The organism is Saliniradius amylolyticus, from assembly GCF_003143555.1.
In the GTDB taxonomy this organism is placed as follows: Bacteria; Pseudomonadota; Gammaproteobacteria; order Enterobacterales; family Alteromonadaceae; genus Saliniradius; species Saliniradius amylolyticus.
Genome location: NZ_CP029347.1, coordinates 1,025,964 through 1,046,251, shown reverse-complemented (window position 1 = coordinate 1,046,251; position 20,288 = coordinate 1,025,964). Strand labels below are relative to the sequence as shown.

The window sequence follows — 20,288 nt, the reverse complement described above, 5'->3', positions numbered from 1 at the left end:
AGGAGAGTATTTTTGGCTAACCAACTGGTCAGCAACGAAATTCGTTTAGAACCTCAGGACCACAAGCGCCTTTCCAGCCTCTGCGGTCCCTTCGATGACAATATCAAGCAGCTGGAACGCCGCCTGGGCGTCGAAATCAGCTACCGCGACAATTTGTTTAAGGTGCTGGGCAAGGCCCCACAGGCCGCCGCTACCAGCGAGCTGCTCAAGCATCTGTATGTGGAAACCCAGCCGGTAAAGGGCAAGATCCCCGAGTTAGACCCACAGACCGTGCATCTGGCCATTCAGGAAGCCAATGCACTGGAACAATCGGAGCCTAAGCACCAATACGGCAAAGAGGTCCACATCAAGACCAAGCGTGGCATCATCAAGCCCCGTAACCCGCATCAGGGTCAGTATATTCAGAACATCATCAATCACGATATCACCTTTGGGATCGGCCCGGCGGGAACCGGTAAGACCTATCTAGCGGTGGCCGCGGCGGTGGATGCGCTGGAGCGTCAGGATGTGCGCCGCATCTTATTGACACGCCCGGCGGTAGAAGCTGGTGAGAAGCTGGGCTTTTTACCCGGCGATCTGGCCCAGAAAGTGGATCCCTATCTGCGCCCCCTTTACGATGCCCTGTTTGAAATGCTCGGTTTTGAAAAGGTAGAAAAGTTTATCGAGCGAAACGTCATTGAAGTGGCCCCTTTGGCTTACATGCGTGGCCGGACTCTGAACGACGCCTTTATCATTCTGGATGAAAGCCAGAATACCACCATCGAACAGATGAAGATGTTTCTGACTCGGATCGGCTTTAACTCCAAGGCAGTGATCACGGGTGACATTACCCAGATCGACCTGCCCCGCGGCGCGAAAAGTGGTCTTCGCCATGCTATTGAGGTTCTGGAGAATGTGTCTGACATTTCCTTTAACTTTTTCAGCGCTGGCGATGTTGTGCGCCACCCGGTGGTAGCTCGCATTGTCGAGGCTTATGAAGAACATGATAAAGCCCGTGCAGCGGCGAAGACCGCCAAAGACGCCGCCCAGAAGCTTGACGGCGACAATCAGCAGAACGATACGCCGACGTGAACGCCATCATTGACTTGCAAGTCGCCTCAGAGGCAGCCGACCTGCCTTCTGAGGCGCAGTTCCAGCAATGGTTCTCCACAACGCTTAAGCACCTGAAACGCGACAGCGGCGAGATCACGGTGCGCATTGTGGACGAAGATGAAAGTCAGCAGCTTAACCTCAACTACCGGGGCAAAGACAAGCCCACTAATGTGCTATCTTTCCCATTTGAGGCGCCGCCCGGCATTGAGCTTGATCTGCTGGGTGACTTAGTCATCTGCGCAGCGGTGGTCGCCCGAGAGGCCGAACAGCAGCATAAGTCACTGCACCATCACTGGGCTCATATGACCGTCCACGGCATCTTACACCTTCTGGGCTATGACCACATGGAAGAAGACGAGGCCGAACAAATGGAATCGGTCGAGATCGCCATTTTAAACCAATTAGCCATTGACGATCCCTATACCCTTAGGGAATGATAGCGTCCTGAACGAAAAAGTTACTGGAGCCTATGAGCGACGACAACCCACACTCTAGCAACGGTTCTTCCATGGGCTGGTTTGGCAAGATAGTCCAAAGCCTGTCGGGAGAGCCGCAAAACCGCAATGAACTGGCCGAGGTGATCACCGAAGCCGAGGAACGTGAGGTTATTGATTCCGCCACTCGGGAGATGATCGAGGGCGTATTGGAAATCAGTGAGATGCGTGTGCGGGACATCATGATCCCCAGAGCGCAGATGGTCACCATAGGCATTGAGGAAACGGTAGACCAGTTTCTGCCGATTATGCTTGAGTCCGCCCACTCCCGTTTTCCGGTCATTAACGAAGACAAAGACCATATTGAAGGGATCTTGCTGGCCAAGGACTTACTGAAGTACGGCTTCGACCCCGAGGCTCAATTCACCCTCAAAGACATTCTGCGCCCGGCCATCATCGTACCGGAGAGTAAACGTATCGATGTGTTACTCAGAGAATTTCGCGAAGAGCGCTACCACATGGCGATTGTGGTGGACGAATACGGCGGCGTGTCTGGCCTGGTCACCATCGAGGATATTCTGGAGTTGATCGTTGGCGAGATCGAAGACGAGCATGACACAGAAGAGAATGAGCTGGACGACATCCGTCCACTGAACAAATACACCTACTCGGTCAAAGCGCTGGTATCGGTGGAAGAGTTCAATCGCTTCTTCGAGACTGGGTTTGATGAAGAGGAGGCCGATACAATCGGTGGCATCGTGCTCAAAGCGTTCGGCCACATGCCTCGCCGCGACGAGGCGGTGGAAGTGGATGGTATTCACTTTCAGGTGACCAACGCCGACAAGCGCCGCCTGATCCAGTTAAAAGTCAGCCTGCCCAAGGACGATGACGACAACGACGCCGAAACGGAAAAATAGCAGGCTGTTTCACAGCATTGCCTTTCTCAGTGGCGCGGGCCTGACCTTAGGCTTCGCGCCTTTTTCCGTTTGGGCACTGGGGCCACTCTTGGTATTGGTGTTTCTGGCCGCTCTGGCCGCTTCACCACGCCCGTTCTGGACCGGCTTCTGGTTCGGGGCCGGCTGGTTTGGCGTCGGCATCAGTTGGGTGCATGTCAGCATTGCTGACTTTGGCGGCCTGCCGTTAATCGGCTCTTTGGGATTAATGGCGCTGTTGTGCGGCTATCTGGCCCTTTATCCTGCGTTATTCGCCTGGCTATTGAGGCGTTACTTCTGCACCCATTTATGGCCTTTGGCGGCACCGCTTTTGTGGTTGATGACCGAATGGTTACGAAGCTGGGTGCTAACGGGCTTCCCCTGGCTGTCTTTAGGCTATTCACAACTTCACGGCCCATTAGCAGGCTGGATACCGGTAATCGGCGAGTTTGGGACCAGTGCCCTGGTCATCCTTACCGCCAGCGCTCTGGTAGCCTTCACTGCATCGGGTCGCAAGGCATACTGGTTAATGGTTGCACTGTTACCTTTGGTTGCGGGAAGCCTTCTGAAACAGATTAACTGGGTAAGCCCCAGCGACCGCCAGGTCGATCTGGCCATGGTACAGGGCAATATCAAACAGGAGCTGCGCTGGATCCCAGAGCAGGACGCGCCCACCATGAACAAATACCGTCAGCTCAGTCAAAATCACTGGGACGCGGACCTGATGATCTGGCCGGAGGCGGCGATCCCCAAGTTAGAGCCCATGGCTGTGGAGTATATTCAGGCCCTCGATGAACAGGCCGCCATCACTCATACCGGCATGATCACCGGCATCGTCAATTACAATTTCGAGAGCCAGCAGGCATTTAACCAGTTAATCGCTTTAGGTTCGGAAGGCGGAGAGCCACAAGGACACTACCAATACCAACATGACAACCGCTATGCCAAGCATCACCTGCTGCCCATCGGTGAGTTTATTCCTTTGGAGGACTGGCTTAGAGGGTTGGCACCGATTTTCGACCTGCCCATGTCATCTTTTACCCGGGGCGCTTATCAGCAAAAAAACATCATTGCCAATGGCTATCATTTAGCCCCGGCCATATGCTTTGAGATTGCCTTCCCCGAGCAAATCCGCGCCAACCTGCACCCCGGCACCGACTTGATTCTCACGGTGAGTAATGATGCCTGGTTTGGCCGTTCTCATGGCCCCCATCAGCATATGGAAATTGCTCAGGTGCGAGCGCTGGAGCTGGGCTTACCGGTACTCAGAGCCACCAACAATGGCATCACCGGGGTCATCACTCCCGACGGCCGGTTAGTTCAGCGCCTGCCTCAATTCGAAGAGAGTGTTTTGCGCACCGAAGTCAATTTGTACACCGGCCAGACTCCCTTTGTCCGCTGGGGCTCCTGGGGCAGTTGGTTCATGACGTTAGTACTGTTCGCTTTTGCCTGGCTTCGCCGCCGCTAGCTTAAGCAGTTGAGTTTGCACCACAAACCGGTAAGCTCGAGGGTCTGACACACCACAGGAACACCTACAAACATGAAACTCACCACTTTGGCCAGCTTTGGCCTTGCCATGATGGTTGCCAGCTCCGCCCAGGCAACGGATCTGATGATTAAGGCCGGTACCGTGCTTGATGTCACCACCGGCGATTTACTTAATAACAAAACACTGCTCATTGAAGATGGGCGTATTCAGTCGATAATTGATACCGACAACGCCACTCTCCCTGCCGCTGACCAGGTATTGGATTTATCCGATTACACCTTACTGCCCGGCCTGATGGATATGCACGTGCACCTGACCAGCGACGCGAACAAGCATGGCTATAAGCGCCTGGCTGATTCGCTCCCCCGTAAGGCACTGACCGGGGCCATGAATGCCAGGACAACACTTCAGGCCGGGTTTACCAGTGTCCGCAACGTGGGCGCTCCCGGTTACAGCGATGTTGCCCTGCGCGATGCGATTCGCGATGGTGAAATCAGCGGCCCACGCATCTTCGCCGCTGGCATCCCCCTTGGCGTTACCGGCGGACACTGTGACAATAACCTGCTGCCCTACTCCTATAAGGACAAGTCCCCCGCCGTGGCTGACGGTCCCTGGGCGGCGCGCGAGAAAGTGCGCATGAACATAAAATACGGTGCCGATGTGATAAAAATCTGTGCCACTGGCGGGGTCCTATCAAAAGGCACCAAGGTCGGTGCGCAACAGTACAGCCTGGAAGAGATGAAGGCGATTGCCGACGAGGCCAAACTAAGGGGTGTAGTCACTGCCGCTCATGCCCACGGCACGTCCGGTATTAAAGACGCCATACGCGCTGGTATCGACAGCATTGAGCACGCCAGCCTGCTGGATGATGAAGCCATTGAGCTTGCATTAAAGCACGGTACTTACTTTTCCATGGATATCTTTACCACCGAATACATCTTATCGGCCGGTAAAGAAGCGGGCATACTGGAAGAGAGCCTGAACAAAGAGCGTAAAGTAGGTAAAACTCAGCGAGAAAGCTTCCGCCGAGCAGTAGAAGCAGGCGTCAAAATGGTATTTGGTTCCGACGCAGGTGTTTACCCCCATGGCATGAATGGCCAGCAATTCTCCCGAATGGTGAAGTTTGGTATGAGTCCACTACAAGCCATTCAGGCGGCAACAATAAACGCCGCCACATTACTGAATCAAAATCAGCACCTGGGAAGTATTGACGCTGGAAAGTGGGCCGATATCGTTGCCGTAAAAGGCAACCCTCTGGAGAAGATTCAACTACTGGAGTCCATTCCGGTAGTAATTAAAGACGGACATATCGTCAAACAGCCCGCCGAGTAACCTTACCGGGCCCTAGCTTGCCTGGGGCCCATACTCATAATCACCGCCTTTTTCCAAAGCCTTGCGGTAGGCGCTTTGAGCGTGAATGCGCTGTACGTACGCCAGAATGTTGGGACGGCTCTCATCAACGGTGCCTTTAGCCACACAGGCCTCCAGAGGGAAACTCAACTGAAAATCAGCGCCACTTATGGCCTCCCCCAGAATCCATTGTTTTCCCTCTAAGCTCTGCTCCACAAAATCCAGATGGGATTGAATGTTGGGCAGGACAAAGTTTTTTAGCACCTTGTTGGCGATCGACCGGGCAATGGGCTTGGCAAAAAACGGCATAGGACCGGTTTTGATCTTCTCCATCACCAGCCTCAGTAACAAGGGCGGCATCAAGCTGGCCTCAGGGTACTGCAGCCAATATTGATACTGGGTTTGCTCAAACTGCTGGCTGGCACCGGTCAGCTCTCCCCCTCCGTAGCGACGTGCCAGATAGTCGATAATGGCTCCGGACTCGGCCAGCCTGAGCTCGCCATCCTCCAGCACCGGCGCCTTACCTAAGGGGTGGACATCTTTGAGGCTCTGAGGAGCCAACTGGGTTTTGGGATCGCGCTGGTGATACTGGATTTTGTAATCCAGTTTGAGATGTTCCAGTAACCAAAGTATGCGCTGCGAGCGACTGTTGTTTAAATGATGCAGGATAATCATAAGCGTACTCCATGGCCCACAATGACAAGAACCACTGTTGGTGGTCTGAGATAGGGCCTTGTACGCTTCTTTTACCCGCTTCGATCAATCGCCAATCACCGGATAGGTGGTTATTTTATCCAGCACCTGCTGTTGCCGCGTCATGCCACCGATCACCAACAGCTTATGCCCCATTACCAATAACCCGCGATGATCCATGGTGGCCTGGCTGCTTTGCCCCAACTGCCAGCGGTTTTCTTTGGGATGATAAACCCAGACGTCCGACGATGGCTCGGACGGCTCGCCGTTATAACCAATGCCATTGTAATTATAGGGATTACTACTGCCACCAATAAACACCGCTTTGCCTTTGACACTCGCCGCTGCCATGCGGTAGCGAGCCTCTCCTGTGGGGTGCTCAATTTTCTGCCAGTCAATACGGGTAGGATCGGCGGCATTGATAATTCCTTTGAAACAAGCTGGCTCGGCAGCGAAGGTGCGCTTTGTCATCAGCTGTGGCACCACCGCCACACCATCACAGAGAATCATTTGGTTCTCGATAATGGCGCCGGCATGGCCAAACACCGGTTTGCCCGGGAAAGGACTGGCTTGCTGCCACTGACGGGTTTGGGTGTCGAACACCTGCACCAAATTGACATTGCCGTGGTTATGCCAGCCGCTCACCAGGTAGATATAGCGGTTTTGGTGCACCAGAGCCACACTATCATCCACCGGCACGGGCATATCGGGCAGCTTTTGATACTCCATTTCCGGCACCTTGAAGGCGTAAACATCCGGACTGGAGGTCTCACTGTGATCCTGTTCAACGGTATACCCCCCGAAGATATAAGCGGTATCGCCAATGCCCGCTACCGTCGTCGCCAGGCGCCCTTCGGGACTCATCGACGCAGGCACCGGTTCGACCGGTTGCCAGCTTTTCTCGCCGATTTTAAGCACCCAGGCCTTGTTATGCGCTGCCTGCCAATCCTTTGCCTCCGCCAAACCCATAAAAGAAGCCAGAAAGTGCTCACCATCGGCCTCTAAATGGGCAACACCATTATTGGTCACAGGTTCAGGTAAATCGGGGAGTTGCGAGCCGGCCAGGGCCCACCCTGCCAGCACCAGTCCCATCAAGGGCAGACAGCGTCTCATCATCATCACAATCCTATTTGTCAGACTGACTAAAGCCTAACACCACAGGATGGAAAGGCATAATTGGCAAGCGCTTTCTTGTGCCTCTCCTTGTCATAAGTACTTCCCATAAACATTCAGGTTGATGACGACCTGACCTGGTATGAGAGCTCAAAGCTTTAACTCAGTTCATTGTGGTCATGCAAAAGGAAGCCTATGTAGTGACAAGACTGCATATCAAATGTCGGACCTAATATCAGCGCTGTTAAAAACTCAACATAAAAAAGGCCAGCGTTTTGCTGGCCTTTTTATCAACAGAATAATCTAAATTACTCTACCGGAAAGCCCCGGTCGCGCATCAGCGCTTCTACCCGTGCATCACGACCACGGAAGGCCCGATAGGCTTCAGCCGGGTCCATGGCGTTACGTACCGAGAACAGATACTTCACCAAGCGGCCAGATACGTCTTCGTCATAGAAGCCACCCGGAGCCTCGGCGAAAGCCTCCGCCGCATCAGACGTCAGTACCTCCGCCCACATATAGCCATAATAGCCCGCCGAATAGCCCTCTCCCGAGAAGATGTGACCAAAGTGGGGAGTGCGATGACGCATCACGATCTCATCCGGCATGCCCAGTTCGGCCAGCGTTTCGCGCTCGAACTTGTCAGGGTCAATCCCTTCAGGATCCGTGGTGTGTAGCTTCATGTCCACCAGCGCCGAAGCCAGGTATTCGGTGGTTTTAAAGCCTTCATTGAAGGTCGCCGCCTTTTTAATCTTGGCGACTAGCTCATCCGGGATCGGCTCACCGGTCTTGTGGTGCACCAGATAATTATCGATCACTTCGTCGGTCAGCAGCCAGCGCTCAAGCAGCTGTGACTGGAACTCGGTGTAGTCGCGAACGCCACCGTTCAGGGTGGGGTAAGCCACATTAGAGGCTAACGCGTGCAGGGCGTGGCCGAATTCGTGGAAGTAAGTCTCGGCATCGTCCCAGCTGATCAGTACCGGTTCGCCCGGCTTACCTTTAACAAAATTTGAATTGTTAGAAGACAGCACCGTTTCTTTACCATCAAAGGTGGTATGGCTGCGGTAACTGTAAGCCCAGGCCCCAGAACGTTTACCCTGACGGGCAAAGGGGTCTAAGTACCACAGACCAATATGCTCACCGCTGTCTTTATCGGTGACTTCCCACACCTTTACATCATCATGGAACACCGGCACTTTACCTTTTTCCACCGGGGTAAAGTCAAAGTTAAACAACCGGCCGGCCACGTAGAACATCGCCTCACGCAACTTATCAAGCTGCAGGTATTGCTTGACCTCATCAGAGTCCAGATCATAACGCGCCTTACGCACTTTCTCGGCATAGTAGCGGTAATCCCAGGGCTGAATGGTAATGTCTTTACCCTCAGCATCGGCAATGGCCTGCATATCGGCCACTTCTTGCTCAACACGCGCCAGAGCCGCTGGCCACACCGCCATCATCAGATCCATCGCGTTTTCTGGGTTCTTGGCCATACGGTTTTCCAGGCGCCACTGGGCATAATTCTCATAGCCCAGCAGTTCGACCCGCTCGTCACGCAGCTTTAGAATCTCAGCAATGATAGCGTTGTTGTCATTCTCATCAGCGTTATCGCCGCGGCTGTAATAATCATTCCAGACCTTTTTACGCAGTTCACGCTCATCGGAATAGGTCAGGAACGGGTCCATGGATGACCGCGTATTGGTAATGGCGTATTTGCCCTCGTTATCACGCTCAGCGGCAGCCTGGGCCGCAGCGTTGACCACCGACTCGGGTAACCCGCTTAGCTGGTCTTCACTCAGATACAGCACGTAGCTTTCCTCATCCGCCAACACATTGTTAGCAAACTGAGTGTGCAGCTCAGACAACTGCTTATTGATCTCCGCATAGCGAGTCTTGGCATCGCCTTCCAGCGTTGCTCCATTGCGAGCGAAACCATCGTAAATCAGGGTAACCAGACGCTGCTGATCGGGTTGAAGTTGTTTAAACCGGTCACTGTTAAAAACCGCTTCGATACGTTTAAACAAGGCCTCATTTTGGCGAATCCTGGACTGGTATTCGGCGAGCTTGGGCGCCATCTCCCGTTGAATCTCACGAAACTCCGGCGAGGATAAATTAGCACTCCAGATCACATAATAGGTAAACACCCGACCGATGGCCTCGCCAGCCTTCTCGTAAGGAACGATGGTGTTTTCAAAGGTGGGCTCTGCGGACTGGTTCGCGATAACCTCCAGCTCCGCCAGGTGCTCGTCCATGCCTTTTTCCAGGGCAGGTTTTAACAGGGATAACTCCATCTTATCGAAGGCCGGCACCCCACCATACGGGCCTTGCCACTCAGCTAAAAGCGCATTGTTATAGTCTTTAGTGGCTACCGATTCTGTATTACTGGTTTCACTAGGGGACGTCGCCTGGCCACAACCCGCCAGCGCACCGGTTAAAGCCGTTGCCACGGCTAATGTAAGTAATCTTTGTTTTAACACTGTTTGACTCTCTGTTGTTGTCGATCGACTAAGACATAGTAATGAGTTCAGATATTGACGTTAACGTAAACAACAAATTTTGGCACCCGTCACGATGTAACCAATCGTTAACAGGTCGCTAACGTGCGTCCAGTGACATCGGCTACGAGAATGAGTATCAGACAATCCATTTGCCGGGAGCCGACGTAGTAAGTGGTGACTGACCAAATAATCCGTTGAGGAAAATCAATAAGTTGTCAGATTGTTGCAACACAAAAATTCAAATAAGGGTCTAACCTTATAGCAAGGATAGGTTAACGCCCGAACGCGTTCTTCGTTCTTTCAATTCCAGATCCTGTGCCGGAGGTGACAATGGGTATTTTTGAGCATTATCAACAACGCTACGAAGCTCATAAGGAAGAAGAGTACAGCGTGTCCGAATTCCTGGAGCTGTGTAAGGAAGACAAAACCGCTTACGCCAATGCAGCAGAACGCCTGTTACAGGCCATTGGCGAACCGGAAATGGTAGACACCTCGACGGACCCGGTTCTCAGCCGGCTGTTTTCTAACCGCGTATTACCCCGTTATCCGGCTTTCAATGAATTTTACGGTATGGAAGATTCCATCGAACAGATCGTGTCTTATCTCAGGCACGCCGCTCAAGGCCTGGAAGAGAAAAAACAGATACTGTACTTATTGGGTCCGGTAGGGGGAGGGAAATCCTCTCTGGCCGAGAAGCTTAAAGAGTTGATGCAACAGGTGCCCGTTTACTGCCTTAAAGGTTCACCGGTGAACGATCACCCACTGTGTCTGTTTGATGTTAACGAAGATGGTGAACTGCTGGAAAAAGAATACGGTATTCCCCGGCGCTACCTGAAGACCATTATGTCACCCTGGGCGCGCAAACGACTGCATGAATTTAACGGTGATATCAGTCAGTTCAGCGTGGTTAAAATGTATCCATCGGTGCTGGATCAAATTGCTGTGGCCAAGACCGAGCCGGGGGATGACAACAATCAGGACATTTCTGCGTTAGTGGGTAAGGTGGATATTCGCAAGTTGGAAGACTATGCCCAGAACGACCCTGACGCCTACAGCTATTCCGGCGCTCTGTGTAAGGCAAATCAGGGGCTGATGGAGTTTGTGGAAATGTTCAAGGCGCCCATCAAAGTGTTGCATCCCCTACTCACCGCCACTCAGGAGGGGAATTATAACCCCACCGAGGGCTTTTCAGCCCTGCCCTTCGACGGTGTAATACTGGCTCACTCCAACGAGTCCGAATGGCAAAGTTTTCGCAATAACAAAAACAACGAAGCCTTCTTAGACCGGGTCTACATTGTGAAAGTCCCCTACTGCTTGCGGGTATCTCAGGAGAGGAAGATCTATGACAAGTTACTGGAGAACAGCGAACTCAATGAGGCCCCCTGCGCGCCGGGAACGCTGGATATCATGGCCCAGTTCTCGGTGCTTTCACGCTTAAAAGAGCCGGAGAACTCCAGTATCTACTCTAAGATGCGGGTGTATAACGGCGAAAGCCTGAAAGACACCGATCCCAAGGCCAAGTCTTATCAGGAATACCGGGATTATGCGGGCGTGGATGAGGGCATGAACGGCTTGTCCACCCGCTTTGCCTTTAAGATCCTATCGCGCGTGTTCAACTTTGACCCCACAGAGGTGGCCGCCAACCCTGTGCATCTGTTTTATGTGCTGGAACGTCAAGTGGAGCGGGAGCAGTTTCCCCCCGAGCAAACAGAGCGCTATAAAGAGTTTCTAAAAGGCTATTTGATTCCCAAGTATGTTGAGTTTATCGGCAAGGAAATTCAAACCGCCTATCTGGAATCCTACTCAGAATATGGCCAAAACCTGTTTGATCGTTACGTCACCTATGCCGACTTCTGGATCCAGGATCAGGAATACCGCGATCCGGAAACCGGCCAGTTGTTCGACCGCGAGGCCCTGAATGCCGAGCTGGAGAAAATCGAAAAGCCAGCAGGCATCAGCAATCCCAAGGACTTTCGAAACGAGATCGTCAATTTTGTATTGCGGGCACGGGCCAATAACAAGGGTAAAAATCCCAACTGGACCAGCTACGAGAAACTGCGCACCGTCATCGAGAAAAAGATGTTCTCCAACACCGAGGATCTGTTGCCGGTCATCTCGTTTAACGCCAAAAGCAGTGCCGAGGACCAGAAAAAGCACGACGACTTTGTCAAACGTATGACCGAAAAAGGCTATACCCAAAAACAGGTACGGCTGTTATGTGAATGGTACCTAAGGGTACGTAAATCCTCGTAGTTGGCAGGAGGTACTATGACACACTTTATTGATCGGCGAGAAAACAGTAAGGGCAAGAGCACCGTTAACCGGCAGCGCTTTATTCGCCGTTATAAGAAGCAGATCAAAAAAGCCGTGTCCGACGCCATCAGCAAACGCAGCGTCACCGACGTGGACAGTGGCGAGAGCGTGAATATTCCCACCCGGGATATCAGCGAGCCCATATTCCACAAAGGCAAAGGCGGTGTGCGCGATATGGTGCACCCCGGCAATGACCAGTTTTCCGAGGGGGATAGAATCAAACGTCCTTTAGGGGGCAAGGGGGAAGGCAGCGGCGATGGTGACGCCAGCGATTCTGGCGAGGGCGAAGACGACTTTGTGTTTCAAATCTCCAGGGACGAATATCTGGATTTGCTGTTTGAAGACCTGGAACTGCCCAACCTAAAGGAAACTCAACTCGACAAACTGGTGCAATACAAGACCCATCGAGCCGGGTTCAAGTCTGATGGCGTGCCCACCAACTTAGATATCGTGCGCTCGCTGAAAGGCTCTATGGCCCGTCGGATTGCCCTGACCGCCGGTAAGAAAGCCAAAATCAAAGAGCTGGAACAGGAGCTGGAGCAGTTACTGAACGATACCCATGACCACACCCTGCGTATTCAGGAAATAGAAGCCCAAATCGCGGAGCTACGTAAGCGTGTCGATGCCATCCCGTTTTTGGATGACATCGACCTGCGCTTTAAACACTACGAGAAACGCCCCCACCCGACCAGCAAGGCTGTGATGTTTTGCCTGATGGACGTTTCAGGGTCTATGGATCAGGCCACCAAAGATATGGCCAAGCGCTTTTACATTCTGCTGTACCTGTTTTTAACCCGTACCTATGAGAACGTCGAAGTGGTCTATATTCGCCACCATACCCAAGCCAAGGAGGTGGATGAACAGGAGTTTTTCTACTCTCAGGAAACCGGGGGCACTATTGTCTCCAGCGCCCTGAAGCTGATGAAAGAGATCGTGCTTAAGCGTTATCCGTCCAACGAGTGGAATATCTATGCCGCGCAAGCTTCAGACGGCGATAACTGGGCGGATGATTCCCCCAAATGCTCTGAACTGCTGCAAAACGACATCCTGCCGCTGGTGCGCTACTACGCCTATATTGAGATCACCCAGCGCCAGCATCAGAGCCTTTGGCGCACCTACAACAGCCTTAAAGAGGTCAACCCTCACTTTGCCATGAAGCACATTCGCAGTGTGGAAGACATCTATCCGGTCTTCCGTGAACTCTTTAAAAAACAGGCCGCTTGATCCTATGGTAAAAAAAGCCTCAAAACGCACAGCTCAGCCACTGTCAGATGGACCGGACTGGACCTTCGACCTGCTGGACGAGTATCTGGCGGAGATCGACCGGGTCGCCAAGCACTATGGACTGGACACCTATCCCAATCAAATTGAGATCATCACCGCCGAGCAGATGATGGATGCCTACGCCAGTGTCGGTATGCCCATCAATTACAGTCATTGGTCCTATGGTAAGAAATTTATTCAGACTGAGCAGGGCTATAAGCGCGGGCAAATGGGCCTTGCTTATGAAATTGTGATCAACTCCGACCCCTGCATCGCCTATCTGATGGAAGAAAACACCATCACCATGCAGGCACTGGTGATGGCCCACGCCAGCTATGGACACAACTCTTTTTTTAAGAATAACTACCTGTTTAAGACCTGGACCGATGCCAGCTCCATCATCGACTATCTGGAGTTTGCCAAAAACTATGTGGCCCGCTGCGAGGAACGCCACGGTATCACCGAAGTGGAAGAGACCCTGGACTCCTGTCACGCCCTCGCCAACTTTGGCGTAGACCGTTATAAGCGGCCACAACGACTGTCACTGAGAGAAGAAAAAGAACGCCAGCAGAATCGGGAAAAATACCTGCAGTCACAGGTTAACGAGCTATGGCGAACCCTGCCAAAGAAAGCCAAGACCGATCCTGAACTGAAACAAAGACGCTTTCCCGCCGAGCCTCAGGAGAACCTGCTGTACTTTATCGAAAAAAATGCGCCCTATCTGGAGCCCTGGCAGCGGGAGCTGGTGCGTATCGTTCGCAAAGTATCGCAGTACTTTTATCCGCAAAAACAAACCCAGGTGATGAACGAAGGCTGGGCGTGCTTCTGGCACTATCACATTCTCAATCATCTGTACGACGAGGGGCTCGTTACCGACCGTTTCATCATGGAGTTTTTGCACAGCCACACCAATGTGGTGCTACAGCCGGAATACAACAGTCCGTATTATTCCGGCATTAATCCCTATGCGCTTGGCTTTAACATGTTTATGGACATCAAGCGCATCTGTCAGGAGCCCACCGACGAGGACAAACACTGGTTCCCTGAGATTGCCGGCAGCGACTGGCTGGAAACCGTGCACTTTGCCATGGAAAACTTTAAGGATGAGAGCTTTATCAGCCAGTTTTTATCCCCCAAGCTGATGCGGGATTTTAAACTGTTTGCCATTCACGACGACGACAGTGAAGATTACCTGGAAGTCAGCGCTATTCACAATGAAGATGGCTACCAGCGCCTGCGGGATAAGCTCTCAGCACAATATAACCTGAGTAACTTAGAACCTAATATTCAGATCTACAATGTGGACGTGCGCGGCGACCGTTCACTCACCCTAAGATATTACCCGCAAAACCGAGAGCCGCTGGCCGACAGCACGGAAGAAGTAATGCGGCATTTGTATCGCCTGTGGGGCTTCGAAGTAAAACTGGAGCGAGACAACGACGACCAGGAGCCAACACTGATTGCCACCTGCCCGTCCGAGCCCAGTAAGTGATTATATGGATTGGTATAAATAATCCACCAGGGTTTTGACCTTGGCCGAACGCTGGCGGTTGTGTGGATATAGCGCCCACACACCTTCATCGGCCTGCCGGTACGCATCCAATACTAAAACCAGTTCGCCTGTCGCCAGTTTATGATCAACATAATAATCCGGCAGCTGAGCAATGCCCAGCCCACGACAGGCCGCATCACAAAGGGCCAGGCCCGAGTTACACTGGATCCGTCCCCGGGGTTTAAACTGCACACGCTGGCCGTTTTGCAAAAATCGCCAGTATGCCTGAGAGCCTTGCAAACACTCATGCTGTTTTAGCTGCTCAATGGTTCTGGGCACGCCGTGGTGGTCAAGATAGCCGGGGCTGGCGACCAAATACTGGGTGCGTTGAGTCAGGCGCCGGGCAATATAGGTGGAGTCACTGAGCGGCCCTAAACGGATGGCCAGATCAAACCCATGCTCAATCAGATCCAGTTTATTGTTGGTCATATGCAGGGATAAGCGAACCTGTGGATAGTCCATCAGAAACTGGTTTAATAAGGGCGCCAGTGTGTTTTCCCCGAAATAAACCGGAGCCGTGACCCGCAACAGGCCCTTGGGCACCGCCCGGTACTCCCCTACCTGCTGATTGGCCTCTTCCAGTTGAGACACCAGCTCCTGACAGTGTTGCAGGTAGATCTCACCTTCTTCGGTCAGTGACACCTTCCGCGTGGAGCGAAACAACAGCTGGATACCCAGCTTATTTTCCAGCGCCGCGATATTGCGGCTCACCTGAGCCACCGAAAGATTCAGTGTCGGCGCCGCTCGGGTAAAACTGCCTTTTTCAGCTACTGCCACAAACTCGCTGATACCTAGCCAGGGATTCATATTGATTATTTCATTTATACAAAAGTCATTTTCATTTAAGCACAATTATTTAGTCTGAGAAAAGGTCTACAATAGTCCGACAGTCTTTAACAACGTAAAAAACTCTGGGGAGATTTCAATGGAAAGCATCACAACCAAAGCTGCCGTCGCATGGGGTCCAGGCGAGCCGCTAAAAATTGAACAGGTTCAGCTGGCGCCGCCAAAAAAAGGCGAAGTACTGGTGAAAATTGTGGCGACCGGCGTTTGCCACACCGATGCCTACACATTATCCGGTAAGGATCCTGAGGGTATCTTCCCTGCTATCCTTGGCCATGAAGGCGGCGGTATCGTTCAGGCCGTCGGAGAGGGTGTCACCTCGGTAGAAGTCGGCGACCATGTTATCCCGCTGTACACCCCAGAATGCGGAGAGTGTAAGTTCTGTCGCTCGGGTAAGACCAATCTGTGTCAGGCCATTCGTGAGACACAGGGAAAGGGTCTGATGCCCGATGGAACCACTCGTTTTTCCAAAGACGGTCAGCCCATCTATCACTATATGGGCACCTCCACCTTTGCCGAACACACCGTATTGCCGGAAATCGCTCTGGCGAAGATCGATAAGTCGGCCGCGCTGGACAAAGTTTGCCTGCTCGGTTGCGGCGTGACTACCGGCATGGGCGCTGTGGCCAATACGGCCAAGGTGGAAAAAGGCGATACCGTGGCGGTATTTGGTCTTGGTGGCATTGGCCTGTCGGTGATCATCGGCGCACGCATGGCCGGAGCCGGCCGGATTATTGCCATCGACATCAATGAAGATAAGTTTGAGATTGCCGAGCAATTAGGCGCTACGGATCTCGTTAACCCCAACAAGCACGACAAGCCGATTCAGGAAGTCGTAGTGGCGATGACCGACGGCGGGGTCGATTACAGCTTCGAGTGCATCGGTAACGTGGATGTGATGCGCTCGGCACTCGAGTGCTGTCATAAAGGCTGGGGTGAATCGGTCATCATCGGGGTGGCTGGTGCCGGCGAAGAAATCTCCACCCGCCCATTCCAGCTGGTCACCGGCCGGGTCTGGAAAGGCTCTGCCTTTGGTGGCGTTAAAGGCCGCAGCCAGCTGCCCGATTATGTTCAGCGCTATATGAACGGGGAATTCGAGTTGGATACCTTTATCACCCACGAGCTTCCCCTGGAAGATATTAATCAGGCGTTTGACCTGATGCATGAAGGCAAATCCATCCGCTCTGTGATCCACTTCGACTAAGGAGTCATCATGGCCATTGAAAAACTGTCTGAGGTCAAATGCTTTGGCGGCTGGCAACAACGCTTTCAGCATCAGTCTGACTGTTTGAGTTGCACCATGACCTTTTCGGTCTATCTGCCACCACAGGCCGAGCAGCAAATGGTGCCGGTGATCTACTGGCTTTCCGGCCTGACCTGCACCGATGAGAACTTTTCTACCAAATCAGGCGCTCAGCGCTACGCCGCTGAGCATGGTGTGGCGTTGGTAATGCCCGATACCAGCCCCAGAGGCGATAACGTGCCGGATGATCCGGACGGTGCCTTTGATTTTGGTCTGGGCGCGGGGTTTTATGTCAATGCCACCCAGTCCCCCTGGAAAGCGCAGTATCAGATGTTTGACTATGTGCACCGCGAGCTGCCTCAGGTTGTCGAGTCGCAGTTGCCTGTGTCCGGCCGAAAAGCCATCAGCGGCCATTCCATGGGAGGGCATGGCGCACTGGTGATCGGTCTGACTCATCCACAAGACTACAAGGCGATTTCGGCCTTTGCGCCGGTGTGTAATCCCACACAGTGCCCTTGGGGGAAGAAAGCTTTTAGCAACTACCTGGGCGATGACAGAGCCACATGGAAAGCCTATGATGCCAGCGAACGTTTGGATGCGTTTGAGGGTGACATGCCTATTTTGGTGGATCAGGGCACGGCGGATAACTTTCTAAAGGAGCAACTGGGAACACCGGCGCTGGAAGCAGCCAATCAAAGAGGACTGGCCGAGATTCGCTATCAGGAAGGTTATGATCACAGTTACTACTTTATCGCCAGCTTCATCGGCGAGCATATCACCTTTCTGGCCAAGGCCTTAAAAGGCTAACCCCATCAGGCCCGCCTCAGTGCGGGCCTGTGCTCTCTCTTTCTTATCAAAACGGCAATATCCGCCCGCTATCCGCTTTGACTCACATCCAGCGCATAGGACTCCAGCATTGCCAGAGGGATCACATCCAGCGCTTTTTCATGGGTGGCTTCAAGATCGACCAAAGGCGCCACGCCCGCCTGATAAGCCTGTAGCCACCGCGCGGCACAGACACACCAGCGATCGCCCGGCTTTAGGCCGGGAAAGGCAAATTCCGGGCGCGGCGTGGAGAGATCATTACCCTGACTGCGTGCGTATGCTAAAAAGGCCTCGTCGACCGCGGCGCAAACACTGTGGTTACCGGCATCCTGAGGCGGCACATAGCAGAAACCTTCACGGGTAAAGCCCGTGTTACCGCAACAGAGTTTAAGTGGTCTGCCGTAGACGTTTTTCGCGTTTGCCATAGCGCGCCCTTTCACTGAACTATTAATGACAGATGGCGTAGTAATAACACATTCACTACTGCGAACAACACCAAGGTTATGATCAACAAAAGCCAACTTTCTCAGCCGATATCGGACGATAATATTTCGAATGAGGAAATCGCTCGGTTTGATGCCATGGCCGAATCCTGGTGGGATCCGGAGGGCTCGTACAAAACCGCGATCGCCTTTAATCAAGCCCGCACCGAAGTAATGTTGGCACAGATACAACAACACTTTGGACTTGAGCATGCGACTAAGCCACTGGAAGGCGTGTCGATTCTTGATGTCGGCTGTGGTGGTGGACTGGTGAGTGAAACACTGGCGTTAAAGGGCGCACAGGTGACGGGCATCGACGCCAGCGCGGTGAGTATTCAGGTTGCCAGGCGCCATGCTAAGAAAACGGGCGTATCGGTCAATTACCAACATGCACTGTCGAGTGATATGGCGAAACAGCATGACAGATTCGATGTAGTGATCAATGCAGAGGTGGTCGAGCATGTCCCTGATCAAAAGCAACTCATCCGGGAATGCAGCGAAATGGTGCATCCCGGTGGTATGCTGATTCTGGCCACACTCAATCGCACCGTCAAAAGCTTTATCATTGCCATTCTGGGTGCCGAGTATGTGATGCGCTACTTACCCATTGGTACGCACGACTGGCGGCTTTTTGTTAAGCCCGCAGAACTGAACCAATGGACCGGCGAAGATATGAAACTGACCTTTGAAACCGGCATGAGGCTGAATCCGTTTTCAGGCCAATGGCGTGTTTGTCAAAGTACAAGGGTGAATTATCTGCAGTGTTACCGCAAGCTACCGGGCTTAACGCTTGATACCTGACCTGATATAACTCAAGGGCTTCTGGATCGTCGCCCTGAATTCAGTTCAGGGCCCAGCTCTTTTAGCTTTTTTCGCAAGACCAGAATCTTTTTTGAGAGAGGGACTCGGACATTGACCTCCCTGTCTGATATGACTCGCCCTCCCTCGCGAGCCAGCCACTTTTGTCGGCTCACCAAAGTAGCGAAAAAGACCTGGGTGGCCCGTGACACCATCAACGTGTCGGCCAGGCTGGTAAAAAGCCGGTCGCTCACACTCACTCCATGTTCGTCTTCGCTCGATTTTCTTGGTCATCGGCTTTCCTTGCCTCTTCCCAAGTCCAGCTTCGGCATCCGTTACCTTCGCGTTCAAACCTAAAACCGCTGCGCGCTCTCGCGATTTCTAAACGGTTTTTCACCCATTAAAATCGCCCCACTTTTTCCTGCGCCAGCCCGCCACAGGGTGTTTTAACGGGCCAAGGGTGCAAAACCGAAGCTTAGAGTATTAAACGTAAAAATCAGCGTATATGCTAAGTTGAATGATTACGGCAGGTGACCCATTTCCCCCTTAAAAACGCCACATGCTGACAGAGCGCCGACAAGACGGGGGCAAATTTCCGGGATAAATTTGAGTAAGGGTTGAGCAGGAGGCGAATCCTTACGACCTCGTTTTGGCAAGCTCTGGCAGTATGGCTGTTGGCGTTTAGGGGGGCGTGCTTTCTTTTCGCCCCTTTGCTTTGCACGAGCAAAGAAAAGGGGCTGGCGCGCCACGGATAGCGCGTCATATCAGCAGGGAAAGCCAAACGTCTAGCTCACCATTAAGCGAGGTAGTGACATTGGACTTGCTATCCTTACAAGATAAAGTAACTTGCTAGGTAGCGGACCTTGTATGGTCTGTATAATAAACTGTTATGCACCAAGGAGAGTGAAGTGCTGATAACCGGCGAGTGTTTCTGTGGTAAGGTGAGCTACCAAGTCGATGGCAGGCTTCGTGATGCGAGGTCTTGCCACTGCTCCCGCTGTCGTAAAGCATTCAGCTCCCAGGCGTCAGCATATGCATTGGTTGAATCATCTGAGTTCAGTTGGTTATCCGGCGAGGAATTACTTACATCCTATGTTGGCAGCCATGGCTTTGGGCTTCGGTTTTGCAGCAAATGCGGGTCTACGCTTTGTGGAATTTTTAATGGAGTCATCCATGGTGTGACTTTAGGATGCGTGAATGGTGACCCGGAAATTGAGATTGGCATGCATATCTTTGTAGGCTCTAAGGCTGCGTGGGAAGTTTTGCCAGATGGGATGACTCAATATCATGAGCAGGGTCCGAACAATGCATAACCAAGCGGTCAACTCCTGTCGACCTTGGATCGCCAAAACCGAATGGGTGAATTTC

General features: G+C 52.6%; 17 protein-coding genes. 12 read left to right on the top strand and 5 right to left on the bottom strand.

Annotation, left to right across the window (positions count from 1 at the left end; translation table 11 throughout):
• The first annotated feature begins 12 nt into the window (after nt 1-12).
• The 5 genes from HMF8227_RS04945 to HMF8227_RS04925 all read left to right on the top strand — a co-directional run bounded on the left by HMF8227_RS04945 (nt 13) and on the right by HMF8227_RS04925 (nt 5,279).
• Nucleotides 13-1,071, top strand: a complete 1,059-nt coding sequence (locus HMF8227_RS04945; protein WP_109339126.1) for a PhoH family protein — start codon at nt 13-15, stop codon at nt 1,069-1,071.
• Nucleotides 1,068-1,529 (top strand): rRNA maturation RNase YbeY, encoded by a 462-nt coding sequence (gene ybeY / locus HMF8227_RS04940; protein ID WP_109339125.1) that lies wholly within the window; start codon nt 1,068-1,070, stop codon nt 1,527-1,529. The genes HMF8227_RS04945 and ybeY overlap by 4 nt, the downstream gene beginning before the upstream one ends.
• 32 nt (nt 1,530-1,561) lie before the next feature.
• Nucleotides 1,562-2,443: an HlyC/CorC family transporter gene (locus HMF8227_RS04935; protein ID WP_109339124.1), complete on the top strand. Its 882-nt coding sequence runs from the start codon at nt 1,562-1,564 to the stop codon at nt 2,441-2,443.
• Nucleotides 2,412-3,926 carry an apolipoprotein N-acyltransferase gene (lnt, locus tag HMF8227_RS04930; RefSeq protein WP_109339123.1) on the top strand — a complete coding sequence of 505 codons (1,515 nt, stop codon included), beginning with the start codon at nt 2,412-2,414 and terminating at the stop codon, nt 3,924-3,926. The genes HMF8227_RS04935 and lnt overlap by 32 nt, the downstream gene beginning before the upstream one ends.
• A 72-nt stretch (nt 3,927-3,998) precedes the next feature.
• Nucleotides 3,999-5,279: a Xaa-Pro dipeptidase gene (locus HMF8227_RS04925; RefSeq protein ID WP_109339122.1), complete on the top strand. Its 1,281-nt coding sequence runs from the start codon at nt 3,999-4,001 to the stop codon at nt 5,277-5,279.
• A gap of 12 nt (nt 5,280-5,291) precedes the next feature.
• On the opposite strand, the gene HMF8227_RS04920 is transcribed toward HMF8227_RS04925, so the two are convergent.
• The 3 genes from HMF8227_RS04920 to HMF8227_RS04910 all read right to left on the bottom strand — a co-directional run bounded on the left by HMF8227_RS04920 (nt 5,292) and on the right by HMF8227_RS04910 (nt 9,580).
• A complete protein-coding gene (locus HMF8227_RS04920; RefSeq protein WP_109339121.1) occupies nt 5,292-5,972 on the bottom strand; it encodes a glutathione S-transferase family protein in 681 nt (226 codons plus the stop codon).
• An 84-nt stretch (nt 5,973-6,056) separates the two neighbouring features.
• The gene (locus tag HMF8227_RS04915; protein WP_239421205.1) at nt 6,057-7,109 is read right to left on the bottom strand and encodes a Kelch repeat-containing protein; all 1,053 of its coding nucleotides are present in this window, start codon (nt 7,107-7,109) and stop codon (nt 6,057-6,059) included.
• Between the two features lie 302 nt (nt 7,110-7,411).
• Complete coding sequence (locus HMF8227_RS04910; protein WP_204101034.1) at nt 7,412-9,580, bottom strand: M3 family metallopeptidase; 2,169 nt, start codon at nt 9,578-9,580, stop codon at nt 7,412-7,414.
• Nucleotides 9,581-9,931: 351 nt separating this feature from the next.
• Here HMF8227_RS04910 and HMF8227_RS04905 point away from each other — a divergent pair, with 351 nt between their 5' ends.
• The 3 genes from HMF8227_RS04905 to HMF8227_RS04895 are packed head-to-tail and all read left to right on the top strand — an operon-like array spanning nt 9,932 to nt 14,669.
• The gene (locus tag HMF8227_RS04905) at nt 9,932-11,854 is read left to right on the top strand and encodes a PrkA family serine protein kinase (RefSeq protein ID WP_109339120.1); all 1,923 of its coding nucleotides are present in this window, start codon (nt 9,932-9,934) and stop codon (nt 11,852-11,854) included.
• Between the two features lie 15 nt (nt 11,855-11,869).
• Entirely contained in the window at nt 11,870-13,138 is a 1,269-nt protein-coding gene (locus HMF8227_RS04900; protein ID WP_109339119.1) for a YeaH/YhbH family protein, read from the top strand.
• 4 nt (nt 13,139-13,142) lie between these two features.
• A complete protein-coding gene (locus HMF8227_RS04895; RefSeq protein WP_109339118.1) occupies nt 13,143-14,669 on the top strand; it encodes a SpoVR family protein in 1,527 nt (508 codons plus the stop codon).
• On the opposite strand, the gene HMF8227_RS04890 is transcribed toward HMF8227_RS04895, so the two are convergent.
• Nucleotides 14,670-15,536, bottom strand: a complete 867-nt coding sequence (locus HMF8227_RS04890; protein WP_109339117.1) for a LysR substrate-binding domain-containing protein — start codon at nt 15,534-15,536, stop codon at nt 14,670-14,672.
• 118 nt (nt 15,537-15,654) lie between these two features.
• On the opposite strand from HMF8227_RS04890, the gene HMF8227_RS04885 reads away from it, so the two are divergent.
• Together HMF8227_RS04885 and fghA are read left to right on the top strand one after the other, a co-directional pair.
• Nucleotides 15,655-16,776 (top strand): S-(hydroxymethyl)glutathione dehydrogenase/class III alcohol dehydrogenase, encoded by a 1,122-nt coding sequence (locus HMF8227_RS04885; protein WP_109339116.1) that lies wholly within the window; start codon nt 15,655-15,657, stop codon nt 16,774-16,776.
• A gap of 9 nt (nt 16,777-16,785) precedes the next feature.
• A complete protein-coding gene (gene fghA / locus HMF8227_RS04880; RefSeq protein ID WP_109339115.1) occupies nt 16,786-17,622 on the top strand; it encodes an S-formylglutathione hydrolase in 837 nt (278 codons plus the stop codon).
• Between the two features lie 68 nt (nt 17,623-17,690).
• Here fghA and HMF8227_RS04875 read toward each other — a convergent pair whose 3' ends face one another.
• The gene (locus HMF8227_RS04875) at nt 17,691-18,065 is read right to left on the bottom strand and encodes a DUF2237 family protein (RefSeq protein ID WP_109339114.1); all 375 of its coding nucleotides are present in this window, start codon (nt 18,063-18,065) and stop codon (nt 17,691-17,693) included.
• Nucleotides 18,066-18,143: 78 nt separating this feature from the next.
• Between HMF8227_RS04875 and ubiG the strand changes: the two genes are divergently transcribed.
• Together ubiG and HMF8227_RS04865 are read left to right on the top strand one after the other, a co-directional pair.
• Entirely contained in the window at nt 18,144-18,923 is a 780-nt protein-coding gene (gene ubiG / locus HMF8227_RS04870) for a bifunctional 2-polyprenyl-6-hydroxyphenol methylase/3-demethylubiquinol 3-O-methyltransferase UbiG (protein WP_109339113.1), read from the top strand.
• A 905-nt stretch (nt 18,924-19,828) separates the two neighbouring features.
• Nucleotides 19,829-20,233, top strand: a complete 405-nt coding sequence (locus tag HMF8227_RS04865) for a GFA family protein (protein WP_109339112.1) — start codon at nt 19,829-19,831, stop codon at nt 20,231-20,233.
• The last annotated feature ends 55 nt before the right edge of the window (nt 20,234-20,288 follow it).